The organism is Kocuria sp. NBRC 114282 (genome assembly GCF_030268385.1).
In the GTDB taxonomy this organism is placed as follows: Bacteria; Actinomycetota; Actinomycetes; order Actinomycetales; family Micrococcaceae; genus Kocuria; species Kocuria palustris.
Window position 1 is genome coordinate 538758 of sequence record NZ_BSQO01000001.1, and the last position, 13148, is coordinate 551905.

Here is a 13148-nt window from a genome sequence, read left to right on the forward strand (position 1 = left end):
CGATCGCATCGTCGATCTCCTGCAGCACCCCTCGAGGCATCGGCCGCGGGTCCGCGTCGAGCGGCCCATGGCAGGCCTATCCACCAACGTCGCGCGCCGCACCGGCGCGCCACCATCAGGAGACGATGTGCCCACTATCCAGCAGCTGGTCCGCAAGGGCCGCACCCCGAAGGTCGTGAAGACCAAGGCGCCGGCCCTCCAGGGCAGCCCCATGAAGCGCGGCGTCTGCACCCGCGTGTACACGACCACGCCCAAGAAGCCGAACTCCGCGCTGCGCAAGATCGCGCGCGTGCGCCTGAACAACGGGGTCGAGGTCACGGCCTACATCCCCGGTGAGGGCCACAACCTGCAGGAGCACTCCATCGTGCTCGTGCGCGGCGGCCGAGTGAAGGACCTCCCCGGCGTCCGCTACCGCATCGTGCGCGGCGCCCTCGACACCCAGGGCGTCAAGGGCCGCGGCCAGGCCCGCTCCCGCTACGGCGTGAAGAAGGAGAAGAAGTAATGCCTCGTAAGGGTCCCGCCCCCAAGCGCCCGCTCGTCGTCGACCCGGTCTACGGATCCCCGGTCGTCACGCAGCTGATCAACAAGGTCCTCCAGGACGGCAAGAAGTCCACCGCCGAGCGCATCGTCTACGGCGCGCTGGCCGGTGTCGAGCGCAAGTCCGGCGAGGAGCCGGTCGCCACGCTCAAGAAGGCCCTGGAGAACATCAAGCCGGCCCTCGAGGTCCGCTCCCGCCGCGTCGGCGGCGCCACCTACCAGGTGCCGATCGAGGTCCGCGCGGGCCGTTCACAGGCACTGGCCCTGCGCTGGCTCGTCGGCTACTCCAAGGCCCGTCGCGAGAACACCATGACCGAGCGTCTGATGAACGAGATCCTGGACGCCTCGAACGGTCTGGGTGCCGCTGTGAAGCGTCGCGAGGACACTCACAAGATGGCCGATTCGAACAAGGCCTTCGCCCACTACCGCTGGTAATTCCGGCTCCGCTGGTAGCATCGGCTCGGTCTGCCGCCCCTCATCGGGGGCGGCAGACCGCCGGGAACACCTCAGAAGGGACTCACCGTGGCACAAGACGTGCTTACCGACCTGAAGAAGGTCCGCAACATCGGCATCATGGCGCACATCGACGCCGGCAAGACCACCACCACCGAGCGCATCCTGTTCTACACGGGCATCAACCACAAGCTCGGTGAGACCCATGAGGGTGCGTCCACGATGGACTGGATGGCTCAGGAGCAGGAGCGTGGCATCACGATCACCTCCGCGGCCACCACCTGCTTCTGGGACGGCAACCAGATCAACATCATCGACACCCCGGGCCACGTGGACTTCACGGTCGAGGTCGAGCGCTCCCTGCGCGTCCTCGACGGCGCCGTCGCCGTCTTCGACGGCAAGGAGGGCGTCGAGCCCCAGTCGGAGACCGTCTGGCGCCAGGCGGACAAGTACGACGTCCCCCGCATCTGCTTCGTCAACAAGATGGACAAGCTGGGCGCGGACTTCTACTTCACCGTCGACACCATCATCAACCGCCTCAAGGCCAAGCCGCTGGTCATGCAGCTGCCGATCGGCTCGGAGAGCGACTTCGTGGGCGTCGTGGACCTGGTCCACATGAAGGCCCTGGTCTGGGAGGGCGACTCCAAGGGAGACGTCTCCCTGGGCGCCTCGTACAAGACCGAGGAGATCCCCGCGGATCTCCAGGAGCGCGCCGAGCAGTACCGCGCCGAGCTGGTCGAGAACGTGGCCGAGGCCGATGACGAGCTCATGGAGAAGTACCTCGGCGGCGAGGAGCTGACGATCGATGAGATCAAGGCCGGCGTCCGCAAGCTGACCATCGCCTCGGAGGCCTACCCGGTCTTCTGCGGCTCCGCGTTCAAGAACCGCGGCGTGCAGCCGATGCTCGACGCCGTCGTGGACTACCTGCCCTCGCCGCTCGACGTCGACGACGTCCAGGGCCACTCGGTGCGCGACGAGGACGAGGTCATGACCCGTCCGGCCGATCGCACCGCTCCGTTCTCCGCTCTGGCCTTCAAGGTCGCTGCGCACCCGTTCTACGGCCAGCTGACCTACACCCGCGTCTACTCGGGCACGGCCAAGGCCGGCGAGCAGGTCCTGAACTCGACCAAGTCCAAGAAGGAGCGCATCGGCAAGCTGTTCCAGATGCACTCCAACAAGGAGAACCCGGTCGAGGAGATCCAGGCCGGTCACATCTACGCGATTATCGGCCTGAAGGACACCACCACGGGTGACACCCTGTGCGATGCGGCCAACCCGATCGTGCTGGAGTCCATGTCCTTCCCGGCTCCCGTGATCTTCGTGGCGATCGAGCCCAAGACCAAGGGCGACCAGGAGAAGCTCTCCACCGCCATCCAGAAGCTCTCCGCTGAGGATCCGACCTTCACGGTCTCCCTCAACGAGGAGACCGGTCAGACCGAGATCGGCGGCATGGGCGAGCTGCACCTGGACATCCTGGTGGATCGCATGAAGCGCGAGTTCCGCGTCGAGGCGAACGTGGGCAAGCCCCAGGTCGCCTACCGCGAGACCATCAGGAAGTCCGTCGAGAAGGTCGACTACACCCACAAGAAGCAGACCGGCGGCTCCGGTCAGTTCGCCAAGGTGCAGGTCTCCTTCGAGCCGATCGACCTCGAGGCCGAGGAGCTCTACGAGTTCGACAACGCCGTCACCGGCGGTCGCATCCCGCGCGAGTACATCCCGTCGGTGGACGCCGGAATCCAGGACGCCATGCAGCTCGGCGTGCTGGCCGGCTACCCGGTCGTGGGCGTCAAGGCCACGCTGCTCGACGGCGCCTACCACGACGTCGACTCCTCGGAGATGGCGTTCAAGATCGCCGGCTCCATGGTCTTCAAGGAGGGCGCCAAGCGCGCCAACCCGGTTCTGCTCGAGCCGACCATGGCCGTCGAGGTCCGCACGCCCGAGGAGTACATGGGCGATGTCATCGGCGACCTGAACTCGCGCCGCGGCATGATCCAGTCCATGGAGGACGTCTCCGGGATCAAGCTCGTCAAGGCCAGCGTTCCGCTGTCCGAGATGTTCGGCTACATCGGCGATCTGCGCTCCAAGACGCAGGGCCGCGCGGTGTACTCGATGTCCTTCGACTCCTACACGGAGGTCCCGAAGAACGTCGCCGAGGAGATCATCCAGAAGAACCGCGGCGAGTGATCCGTCGGCGGCTTCCTTGTGAGGAGCCGCCGACGGCCCCACGGCCTCGATCGCGGGCCCGCAGCCGACCCCGAGCCGGGCGGGCCCGCCGCACCGACCGATTTCTCACCCCCAACCAGCCCGACTACACTTGCAGAGGATTCCGCCCGCTGAGCGCCTCTGCACGCGTCAAGGGCGAGCAAGTTCGCATCATTCTCTAGGAGGAACCACCATGGCGAAGGCCAAGTTCGAGCGCAGCAAGCCGCACGTCAACATCGGCACCATCGGTCACGTCGACCACGGCAAGACCACGCTGACCGCTGCGATCTCCAAGGTCCTGGCCGACAAGTACCCGGACCTCAACGAGGCCCGCGACTTCGGCGGCATCGACTCCGCTCCGGAGGAGCGCCAGCGCGGCATCACGATCAACATCTCGCACATCGAGTACCAGACCGAGAAGCGCCACTACGCGCACGTCGACGCCCCCGGCCACGCCGACTACGTCAAGAACATGATCACCGGCGCGGCCCAGATGGACGGCGCGATCCTCGTGGTCGCCGCCACCGACGGCCCCATGGCGCAGACCCGCGAGCACGTCCTGCTCGCCCGTCAGGTCGGCGTGCCGACCCTGATGGTCGCCCTGAACAAGTCGGACATGGTCGATGACGAGGAGCTGCTGGACCTCGTCGAGATGGAGGTCCGCGAGCTGCTCTCGGACCAGGAGTTCGACGGCGACAACGCCCCCGTCGTGCGCGTCTCGGCGCTGAAGGCCCTCGAGGGCGACCCGGAGTGGGTTGCCAAGATCGAGGAGCTCATGGACAACGTCGATGAGTTCATCCCGGACCCGGTCCGCGACACCGACAAGCCCTTCCTCATGCCCGTCGAGGACGTCTTCACGATCACCGGCCGCGGCACCGTCGTGACCGGCCGTGCCGAGCGCGGCACCCTGCCGATCAACTCCGAGGTCGAGATCGTCGGCATCCGCCCGATCCAGAAGACCACGGTCACCGGCATCGAGATGTTCCACAAGCAGATGGACGAGGCCATGGCCGGCGAGAACTGCGGCCTGCTGCTGCGCGGCCTGAAGCGCGACGACGTCGAGCGCGGCCAGGTCGTCTGCAAGCCCGGCTCGATCACCCCGCACACGGACTTCGAGGCCAACGTGTACATCCTGTCCAAGGATGAGGGTGGGCGTCACAACCCCTTCTACACGAACTACCGCCCGCAGTTCTACTTCCGCACCACCGACGTCACCGGCGTCATCTCCCTGCCCGAGGGCACCGAGATGGTCATGCCCGGCGACAACACCGAGATGTCGGTCGAGCTCATCCAGCCGATCGCCATGGAGGAGGGCCTCGGCTTCGCCATCCGCGAGGGCGGCCGCACCGTGGGCTCCGGCAAGGTCACCAAGATCACCAAGTGATCATCGGCTGACTGATCCCGGACGCGGGCTCGCACGAGCCTGAGTCCCGGAAGCCTCGAAGGGCCCCGCACCGATCCGTCGGTGCGGGGCCCTTCGCCGTGCCCACCCGACAGTGGGGCTCCGCTGCCTCAGGCCGTCGCTCGAGCTGCGCGCGGCGGGAGAGCTGAGCCACATCGACGCACCCGGGGTTGCGGGGCATCCGAGGATCGTGGCAAGATGGACGGCGTTGTTCGCGCATCGGCGCTGCTCGCAGCGCACCGAACGATGCAGGGTCCGGCCTCCTGGCGAGGCCTGGGCCGCAGCGAACCCCTCTGAACGACCCTCCCGCGATCCGGGATCGATGCTGTCGTCTGCGCAGAGCGAATAGACGACACGCCCGACCCCGGGGGACGGTGCTCCGGCAGGCTGAGGAACCCGACGACGTCGGATTCAGCCCGTGCGGAGCGGCGCTGAAGGCAGCGCCACGCATAAGGAGCCTCGGCTCCGTCACAGGGAAGTACTTGAAGAAAGAGAGTCACGACGCCATGGCGGGACAGAAAATCCGCATCCGGCTGAAGTCCTATGACCACGAGGTCATCGACGTCTCGGCCCGCAAGATCGTCGAGACGGTGACCCGTGCCGGCGCAACCGTCGTCGGTCCGGTGCCGCTGCCGACCGAGAAGAACGTGTACACCGTGATCCGGTCGCCGCACAAGTACAAGGACAGCCGTGAGCACTTCGAGATGCGCACGCACAAGCGCCTGATCGACATCGTCGATCCCACGCCGAAGGCGGTCGACTCGCTCATGCGACTCGACCTGCCGGCCGATGTGAACATCGAAATCAAGCTCTGATAAGGACCGCAGACGCAATGACTACGACTTACGAACGCCAGATGAAGGGCATCCTGGGCACCAAGCTCGGCATGACCCAGGTCTGGGACGAGAACGGGAACCTGGTTCCCGTCACCGTGGTCCGGGCTGACACCAACGTTGTGACCCAGCTGCGGACCCCGGAGAACGACGGCTACTCCGCCGTCCAGATCGGCTACGGCCAGATCGACCCGCGCAAGGTGACCAAGCCCCTGGCCGGTCACTTCGAGAAGGCCGGTGTGACCCCGCGCCGCCACCTGGTCGAGCTGCGCACGTCGGATGCCGCCGAGTACTCCCTGGGCCAGGAGCTCTCCGTGGAGATCTTCGAGGCCGGCGCACGCGTCGACGTCGTCGGCACCACCAAGGGCAAGGGCACCGCAGGTGTCATGAAGCGCCACGGCTTCGCCGGCGTCTCCGCCTCCCACGGTGCCCACAAGAACCACCGCAAGCCGGGCTCGATCGGCAATGCGTCCTACGCAGCGCGCGTCTTCAAGGGCATGCGCATGGCCGGCCGCATGGGCAACGAGCGCCACACCACCACGAACCTCAAGGTGCACGGTGTGGATGCCGAGAACTCCCTGCTGCTCATCAAGGGCGCCCTGCCGGGCGCCAAGGGTTCGGTCGTCCTCGTCCGCACCTCCGTGAAGGGAGCCTGATACTCATGGCAACTGAGACCATCAACGTGGACCTCCCCGCTGAGATCTTCGACGCCAAGTCCTCGGTGCCGCTGATGCACCAGGTCGTCGTGGCGCAGCTCGCGGCCGCCCGTCAGGGCACCCACAAGACCAAGACCCGCGCCGAGGTTTCCGGCGCCGGCCGCAAGCCCTTCAAGCAGAAGGGCACGGGCCGCGCCCGTCAGGGCTCCATCCGCGAGCCCCAGATGACCGGCGGCGGCATCGTGCACGGCCCGGTGCCGCGCGACTACTCGCAGCGCACGCCCAAGAAGATGAAGGCCGCCGCCCTGCGCGGTGCCCTGTCGGACCGTGCCCGTCACGGCCGCATCCACGTGGTGTCGACCCTCGTCGAGGGCACGACCCCGTCCACCGCAGCCGCCAAGGCCGCGCTGGCGGGTCTGACCTCGCGCAGGCACGCGCTCGTGGTGCTCTCGCGCCAGGATGACGTCGCCGCTCTGTCGGTGCGCAACCTGCAGAACGTGCACAGCATCTACGCGGATCAGCTGAACACCTACGACGTGCTGGTCAGCGACGACGTGGTCTTCACCAAGGATGCGTACGACGCATTCGTCGAGGCCGCCACGGCCGGCAAGAAGCAGGAGGACGCCAAGTGAGCGTGACCTACAAGGACCCCCGCGACGTCATCGTCGCTCCGGTGCTCTCCGAGAAGTCGTACTCCCTGATGGATCAGGGCCAGTACATCTTCCAGGTGACCCCGGATGCGAACAAGATCGAGATCCGCCAGGCCGTCGAGTCCATCTTCGACGTCAAGGTGGCCTCCGTGAACACGATCAACCGTGCCGGCAAGCGGAAGCGCACGCGCTTCGGCTGGGGGCAGCGCAACAGCACCAAGCGTGCTGTGGTGACGCTGTCCGAGGGCACCATCGACATCTTCGGCGGTTCCCAGGGCTGAGGCCCGGGAACAGAGTCAACGAGGAACTAGAACATGGCTATTCGCATTCACAAGCCCACGACGCCGGGCCGCCGCGGCTCGTCCGTCGCGGACTTCGCAGAGATCACGCGCTCGACCCCGGAGAAGTCCCTGCTGCGCCCGCTGCCCAAGAAGGGCGGACGCAACAACCTGGGTCGCATCACCACGCGCCACAAGGGCGGCGGGCACAAGCGCCAGTACCGCGTCATCGACTTCCGTCGCCATGACAAGGACGGCGTGGACGCCAAGGTCGCGCACATCGAGTACGACCCGAACCGCACCGCGCGCATCGCGCTGCTGCACTACGTGGACGGCACCAAGCGCTACATCCTGGCGCCCAAGCGCCTGACTCAGGGCAGCATCGTCGAGTCCGGTCCGGCGGCCGACATCAAGCCCGGCAACAACCTGCCGCTGCGCAACATCCCGGTCGGCACCACGCTGCACGCTGTGGAGCTGCGTCCGGGCGGCGGCGCCAAGCTGGCCCGCTCGGCCGGCGCCTCGGTGCAGCTGGTCGCCAAGGAGGGCAAGTACGGACAGCTCCGTCTGCCCTCCGGCGAGATCCGCAACGTCGACGTCCGCTGCCGCGCGACCGTCGGCGAGGTCGGCAATGCCGAGCAGTCGAACATCAACTGGGGCAAGGCCGGCCGCAACCGCTGGAAGGGCATCCGCCCGACCGTGCGCGGCGTCGTCATGAACCCGGTGGACCACCCGCACGGCGGTGGCGAGGGCAAGACCTCCGGCGGCCGTCACCCGGTCAACCCGAACGGCAAGCCCGAGGGTCGCACCCGTCGCCCCAACAAGGAGAGCGACAAGCTCATCGTCCGTCGCCGTCGCACCGGCAAGAACAAGCGCTGAGGAGCCTGAACCATGCCACGCAGCCTGAAGAAGGGCCCCTTCGTCGACCAGCACCTGTATCTCAAGGTGGCCAAGGAGAACGAGAAGGGCACCAAGAACGTCATCAAGACGTGGTCCCGTCGCTCGATGATCGTGCCGGACATGCTCGGCCACACCATCGCGGTGCACGACGGACGCAAGCACATCCCGGTGTTCGTCACCGAGTCCATGGTCGGTCACAAGCTCGGCGAGTTCGCGCCCACGCGCACCTACCGCGGCCACGTGAAGGACGACAGGAAGGGCAAGCGCCGCTGACCTTCTCAGGTCGCAGCGTTTGACTTCCCGATAAGACGAGAAGAGGAAAGCAATGGAAGCCAAGGCATCCGCGCGCTACGTTCGCGTGACGCCGATGAAGGCCCGGCGCGTCGTCAACCTGATCCGTGGCCAGCAGGCGCACGAGGCTCTGGCGATTCTGAAGTTCGCCCAGCAGGGCGCTTCCGAGCCGGTGTTCAAGGTCCTGTCCTCGGCGGTCGCCAACGCGCGACAGACCGCCGATCAGAAGGGACTGCCGTTCCGCGAGGAGGAGCTCGTCGTGAGCGAGGCCTTCGTGGACGAGGGTCCGACGATGAAGCGGTTCCGTCCGCGAGCCCAGGGCCGCGCGTTCCGCATCAACAAGCGCACGAGCCACATCACCCTGGTCGTGGCGACCCCGGAGAACGAGGAGGTCCGCTAAGTGGGACAGAAGATCAATCCCAACGGCTTCCGTCTGGGAATCACCACGGACCACGTCTCGCACTGGTTCACCGATTCCAACAAGGCGGGCCAGCAGTACAAGGACTATGTCCGCGAGGACATCATGATCCGCAAGCTCATGGACACCGGCATGGAGCGCGCCGGCATCTCGAAGGTCGATATCGAGCGCACCCGTGACCGCGTCCGCGTGGACATCCACACGGCGCGTCCGGGCATCGTCATCGGCCGCCGCGGCGCCGAGGCCGATCGCATCCGCGGCGAGCTCGAGAAGCTCACGGGCAAGCAGATCCAGCTGAACATCCTCGAGGTCAAGAACCCCGAGATCGATGCGCAGCTGGTCGCCCAGGGCGTCGCTGAGCAGCTCGCCTCGCGCGTGGCCTTCCGCCGCGCCATGAAGAAGTCCATCCAGTCGGCGCAGCGCGCCGGCGCGAAGGGCATCCGCATCCAGTGCGCCGGCCGTCTGGGCGGCGCCGAGATGTCCCGCTCGGAGTTCTACCGCGAGGGCCGCGTGCCCCTGCACACGCTCCGCGCGAACATCGACTACGGCTTCTTCGAGGCCAAGACCACCTTCGGCCGCATCGGCGTGAAGGTCTGGATCTACAAGGGCGACCTGACCTCCAAGGAGCTCGCAGCTCAGGAGGCGGCAACCCAGTCCCGCGGCCGCGGCGGAGACCGTCGCGGCGGAGGCGCCGGCGATCGCCGTCGCCGTCCCGAGCGCACTGACCGCAATGATCGCGGTGGACGTCGTGGAGAGCGCTCCGGCGACGCCCCCGCAGCGAATGCAGAGGGTGGTAACTGATGCTCATCCCCCGTCGTGTGAAGCACCGCAAGCAGCACCACCCCAAGCGCGGTGGCACTGCGACCGGCGGCACCACGGTCTCTTTCGGAGACTGGGGCGTCCAGGCACTGACCCCGGCCTACGTCACCAACCGGCAGATCGAGGCGGCTCGTATCGCCATGACCCGCCACATCAAGCGCGGTGGCAAGGTCTGGATCAACATCTTCCCGGACCGTCCGCTGACCAAGCGCCCCGCTGAGACCCGCATGGGCTCCGGCAAGGGCTCGCCCGAGTGGTGGGTCGCCAACGTCAAGCCGGGTCGCGTGATGTTCGAGCTGGGCGGCGTGTCCGACGAGGTGGCCCGTGAGGCCCTTCGCCTGGCCATCCACAAGCTCCCGATGAAGGCGCGCATCGTGCGTCGCGAAGGCGGTGAATGATCAATGGCCGTTGGATCCAAGGATCTGAACATGGAGAAGCTCGTCGAGCTCGACGACGCCGCTCTCCAGTCCGAGCTGAAGAAGGCCAAGGAGGAGCTGTTCAACCTGCGCTTCCAGTCGGCCACGGGTCAGCTCGAGAGCAATGGCCGTCTGAAGGCCGTCAAGCGCGACATCGCGCGCATCTACACGGTGCTGCGTGAGCGCGAGCTGGGCATCCGCGGCGCAGCCGAGACCTCGAAGGATGGTGCCAAGTGACCGAGCAGCCTCAGAAGACCGCTGAGACCGACCAGCGCGGGGATCGCAAGACCCGCCGCGGCTACGTCGTCTCGGACAAGATGGACAAGACCGTCGTCGTGCAGCTGCAGGACAACGTCACCCATGCCCTCTACGGCAAGGTGATCCGCCGCACGCAGAAGGTCAAGGCCCACGACGAGGCCAACGAGTGCGGCGTGGGCGATCTCGTCCGCATCGCTGAGACCCGCCCGCTGTCGGCTCAGAAGAACTGGCGCATCGTGGAGATCGTCGAGAAGGCCAAGTGATCTGAGGCTCCCGCGCTGCGGGAGCCACACGGGACCCCGTCGCATGCGGGGCACCGCAGGGCTAGCGCCCCTTCACCGCTCGCGCGGGGGAGGGGCGCTTCGCCGTCCCCGCCGGCCGGTCCTGCCCGCCAGGACGTGATGCGGCTCAAGCCGTGATCCGCGTCCTGGCGCGGATCACGGCCTGACGGGCGGGTTCCTCATGTGCTAAAGTTTCTCCCTTGTGTGGGCATCTCTATGCCCCCGACCCTCTGCCTTCCGTGCCAGCGCATAATGCTCGCGGCTTCGGCGCGCCTTCGGGCACACCGGCAAGACCACGAGTCCAGATGCTTCTGGCACGGTGCGGCGGAGCCCCTGCCGGGAGCGCCTCGCGCGGAGCCGGTGGAGGGGGATCCATCCGACGAACTGTTCCGCAAGGCCCGCCCCTGCTCTCGAAGGGTGCGAGAACCAGCGTGACGACAGGAGAGCAACAGTGATTCAGCAGGAGTCGCGACTCAAGGTCGCCGACAACACGGGTGCGAAGGAGATTCTCACCATCCGTGTCCTCGGCGGCTCTGGTCGACGCTACGCAGGCATCGGCGACACCATCGTCGCCACCGTGAAGGACGCCATCCCCGGCGGCAACGTCAAGCGCGGCGATGTCGTCAAGGCCGTCATCGTGCGCACGCGCAAGTCGCGTCGCCGCTCGGACGGCTCGTACATCCGCTTCGACGAGAACGCGGCCGTCATCCTCAAGTCCGAGGGCGGCGATCCGCGCGGCACGCGCATCTTCGGCCCGGTCGGGCGCGAGCTGCGCGACAAGAAGTTCATGAAGATCGTCTCCCTGGCACCGGAGGTGCTCTGATGCCCAAGTTCAAGATCAAGACCGGCGACCTGGTCCAGGTCATCACCGGCAAGAAGGAAAACAAGGGCAAGCAGGGCAAGGTCCTGCGTGTCATCACCGAGACCGAGCGTGTGGTCGTGGAGGGCGTCAATGTGATGACCCGTCACAAGCGCCCGACCATGCAGGGTGAGTCCGGCGGGATCGAGAAGGTCGAGGCCCCGATCCACATCTCGAACGTCGCCCTGGTCGATCCCGAGACCAACAAGCCGACCAAGGTCGGCTACCGCACCGAGACGGTGGAGCGCAACGGCCGGACGAAGACCGTGCGCGTCCGCGTCTCCAAGACCACCGGCAAGGATCTGTGATGACTGAGACCACCACCGCCCCGCGCTTCAAGACCAAGTACGACGAGGTCGTCGCGCCGGCGCTGCAGGAGCAGTTCGGCTACAAGAACGTCATGCAGATGCCGCGCATCACCAAGGTCGTCGTCAACATGGGCGTCGGAGATGCCGCCAAGGACTCCAAGCTCATCGACGGCGCCGTGCGCGACCTCACCGCGATCACCGGCCAGAAGCCGGTCATCAACCGCGCCCGGAAGTCCATCGCCCAGTTCAAGCTGCGTGAGGGCATGCCGATCGGCTGCCACACCACGCTGCGCGGCGAGCGCATGTGGGAGTTCCTGGATCGCCTCGTGACCCTGGCTCTGCCCCGCATCCGCGACTTCCGCGGTCTGTCGGACCGTCAGTTCGACGGCAACGGCAACTACACGTTCGGCCTGACCGAGCAGGCGATGTTCCACGAGATCGATCAGGACAAGATCGACCGCGTCCGCGGCATGGACATCACCGTGGTCACGACCGCCACCTCCGATGATGAGGGCCGCGCACTGCTCAAGGCGCTCGGCTTCCCCTTCAAGACCAACTGAACCACTACGTCGCAGGTCCCGCCCCCGGGCGGGAAACCATGACGAGGAAGGGCTAGAGCCCACCATGACAATGACAGATCCTGTCGCAGACATGCTGACCCGTCTGCGCAATGCCAACTCGGCCTACCACGACACCGTGGCCATGCCGTACTCGAAGCTGAAGGCCCGCCTGGCGGAGATCCTCAAGGCCGAGGGCTACATCGAGGACTGGACCGAGGAGCCGGCTCGCGTCGGCAAGACCCTGGTCCTGAACCTCAAGTTCGGCCCGCAGCGCGAGCGCTCCATCGCGGGTGTGCGCCGCATCTCCAAGCCCGGCCTTCGCGTCTACGCGAAGTCCACCAACCTGCCCCGAGTCCTGGGCGGCATGGGCATCGCGATCATCTCCACCTCTTCCGGCCTGCTGACCGATCGTCAGGCCGCGAAGAAGGGCGTGGGCGGCGAAGTCGTCGCCTACGTCTGGTGACCCGCTAGCAGAGGAAGGAAGGAAGAGAACATGTCACGTATCGGACGTCTCCCCATCTCTGTGCCCAGCGGCGTCGAGGTGAAGATCGATGGCTCCCTGGTCACCGTCAAGGGACCTAAGGGGGAGCACCAGCACCAGATCGCAGCGCCGATCACCGCCGTCCTGGAGGACGGTGTGATCACGGTGTCGCGACCCGATGACGAGCGCGAGTCGCGGTCCCTGCACGGGCTGACCCGCACTCTCATCAACAACATGATCGTCGGTGTCACCGACGGCTACTCGAAGGGCCTCGAGATCGTCGGCACGGGCTACCGCGTCACGCCGAGGGGCAAGGACCTCGAGTTCGCCCTCGGCTACTCGCACCCGGTCCAGTTCGAGGCTCCCGAGGGCATCGAGTTCGCCGTCGAGGGCGCGAACAAGGTGTTCGTGAAGGGCACCGACAAGCAGCAGGTCGGCTATGTGGCCGCCAAGATCCGCGCCCTGCGCGCCCCGGAGCCCTACAAGGGCAAGGGCGTTCGCTACGCGGGCGAGCAGATCCGTCGCAAGGCCGGAAAGGCAGGTAAGTGA

20 protein-coding genes are annotated in these 13148 nt (G+C 66.7%); all 20 read left to right on the forward strand.

Going from position 1 to position 13148, the window contains the following annotated elements; translation table 11 throughout:
• The first annotated feature begins 127 nt into the window (after positions 1 to 127).
• The 20 genes from rpsL (at position 128) to rplF (ending at position 13148) form a co-directional block, all read left to right on the forward strand.
• A complete protein-coding gene (rpsL, locus tag QSJ40_RS02470; protein WP_006213513.1) occupies positions 128 to 502 on the forward strand; it encodes a 30S ribosomal protein S12 in 375 nt (124 codons plus the stop codon).
• Positions 502 to 972, forward strand: coding sequence for a 30S ribosomal protein S7 (gene rpsG, locus QSJ40_RS02475; RefSeq protein ID WP_006213512.1), 471 nt, complete (start codon positions 502 to 504; stop codon positions 970 to 972). Before rpsL ends, rpsG begins: the two co-directional genes overlap by 1 nt.
• An 87-nt stretch (positions 973 to 1059) precedes the next feature.
• Positions 1060 to 3174, forward strand: coding sequence for an elongation factor G (gene fusA, locus QSJ40_RS02480; RefSeq protein ID WP_053447820.1), 2115 nt, complete (start codon positions 1060 to 1062; stop codon positions 3172 to 3174).
• 211 nt (positions 3175 to 3385) lie between these two features.
• Positions 3386 to 4576: an elongation factor Tu gene (gene tuf, locus QSJ40_RS02485; RefSeq protein ID WP_006213510.1), complete on the forward strand. Its 1191-nt coding sequence runs from the start codon at positions 3386 to 3388 to the stop codon at positions 4574 to 4576.
• Positions 4577 to 5100: 524 nt separating this feature from the next.
• Positions 5101 to 5409 carry a 30S ribosomal protein S10 gene (rpsJ, locus tag QSJ40_RS02490; RefSeq protein ID WP_006213509.1) on the forward strand — a complete coding sequence of 103 codons (309 nt, stop codon included), beginning with the start codon at positions 5101 to 5103 and terminating at the stop codon, positions 5407 to 5409.
• 17 nt (positions 5410 to 5426) lie between these two features.
• Complete coding sequence (rplC, locus tag QSJ40_RS02495; RefSeq protein ID WP_024289929.1) at positions 5427 to 6083, forward strand: 50S ribosomal protein L3; 657 nt, start codon at positions 5427 to 5429, stop codon at positions 6081 to 6083.
• Between the two features lie 5 nt (positions 6084 to 6088).
• Positions 6089 to 6715, forward strand: coding sequence for a 50S ribosomal protein L4 (rplD, locus tag QSJ40_RS02500; protein ID WP_006213507.1), 627 nt, complete (start codon positions 6089 to 6091; stop codon positions 6713 to 6715).
• Positions 6712 to 7014, forward strand: a complete 303-nt coding sequence (rplW, locus tag QSJ40_RS02505) for a 50S ribosomal protein L23 (protein WP_006213506.1) — start codon at positions 6712 to 6714, stop codon at positions 7012 to 7014. Before rplD ends, rplW begins: the two co-directional genes overlap by 4 nt.
• A gap of 33 nt (positions 7015 to 7047) precedes the next feature.
• On the forward strand, positions 7048 to 7887 hold the full coding sequence (gene rplB / locus QSJ40_RS02510) for a 50S ribosomal protein L2 (protein ID WP_006213505.1): 840 nt from the start codon (positions 7048 to 7050) through the stop codon (positions 7885 to 7887).
• A 12-nt stretch (positions 7888 to 7899) separates the two neighbouring features.
• Positions 7900 to 8181 (forward strand): 30S ribosomal protein S19, encoded by a 282-nt coding sequence (gene rpsS / locus QSJ40_RS02515; protein ID WP_006213504.1) that lies wholly within the window; start codon positions 7900 to 7902, stop codon positions 8179 to 8181.
• Positions 8182 to 8233: 52 nt separating this feature from the next.
• A complete protein-coding gene (rplV, locus tag QSJ40_RS02520) occupies positions 8234 to 8599 on the forward strand; it encodes a 50S ribosomal protein L22 (protein ID WP_006213503.1) in 366 nt (121 codons plus the stop codon).
• The gene (gene rpsC, locus QSJ40_RS02525; RefSeq protein WP_006213502.1) at positions 8600 to 9418 is read left to right on the forward strand and encodes a 30S ribosomal protein S3; all 819 of its coding nucleotides are present in this window, start codon (positions 8600 to 8602) and stop codon (positions 9416 to 9418) included.
• Positions 9418 to 9834 (forward strand): 50S ribosomal protein L16, encoded by a 417-nt coding sequence (gene rplP, locus QSJ40_RS02530; RefSeq protein ID WP_006213501.1) that lies wholly within the window; start codon positions 9418 to 9420, stop codon positions 9832 to 9834. The genes rpsC and rplP overlap by 1 nt, the downstream gene beginning before the upstream one ends.
• A gap of 30 nt (positions 9835 to 9864) precedes the next feature.
• Positions 9865 to 10089, forward strand: a complete 225-nt coding sequence (gene rpmC / locus QSJ40_RS02535; protein ID WP_006213500.1) for a 50S ribosomal protein L29 — start codon at positions 9865 to 9867, stop codon at positions 10087 to 10089.
• A complete protein-coding gene (gene rpsQ / locus QSJ40_RS02540) occupies positions 10086 to 10373 on the forward strand; it encodes a 30S ribosomal protein S17 (RefSeq protein ID WP_006213499.1) in 288 nt (95 codons plus the stop codon). The genes rpmC and rpsQ overlap by 4 nt, the downstream gene beginning before the upstream one ends.
• 469 nt (positions 10374 to 10842) lie before the next feature.
• Positions 10843 to 11214, forward strand: coding sequence for a 50S ribosomal protein L14 (gene rplN / locus QSJ40_RS02545; protein ID WP_006213498.1), 372 nt, complete (start codon positions 10843 to 10845; stop codon positions 11212 to 11214).
• Complete coding sequence (gene rplX / locus QSJ40_RS02550; protein ID WP_006213497.1) at positions 11214 to 11558, forward strand: 50S ribosomal protein L24; 345 nt, start codon at positions 11214 to 11216, stop codon at positions 11556 to 11558. Before rplN ends, rplX begins: the two co-directional genes overlap by 1 nt.
• Positions 11558 to 12118, forward strand: coding sequence for a 50S ribosomal protein L5 (gene rplE, locus QSJ40_RS02555; RefSeq protein WP_006213496.1), 561 nt, complete (start codon positions 11558 to 11560; stop codon positions 12116 to 12118). Before rplX ends, rplE begins: the two co-directional genes overlap by 1 nt.
• A gap of 64 nt (positions 12119 to 12182) precedes the next feature.
• Positions 12183 to 12581 (forward strand): 30S ribosomal protein S8, encoded by a 399-nt coding sequence (rpsH, locus tag QSJ40_RS02560; protein WP_006213495.1) that lies wholly within the window; start codon positions 12183 to 12185, stop codon positions 12579 to 12581.
• Positions 12582 to 12611: 30 nt separating this feature from the next.
• On the forward strand, positions 12612 to 13148 hold the full coding sequence (rplF, locus tag QSJ40_RS02565; RefSeq protein WP_024289932.1) for a 50S ribosomal protein L6: 537 nt from the start codon (positions 12612 to 12614) through the stop codon (positions 13146 to 13148).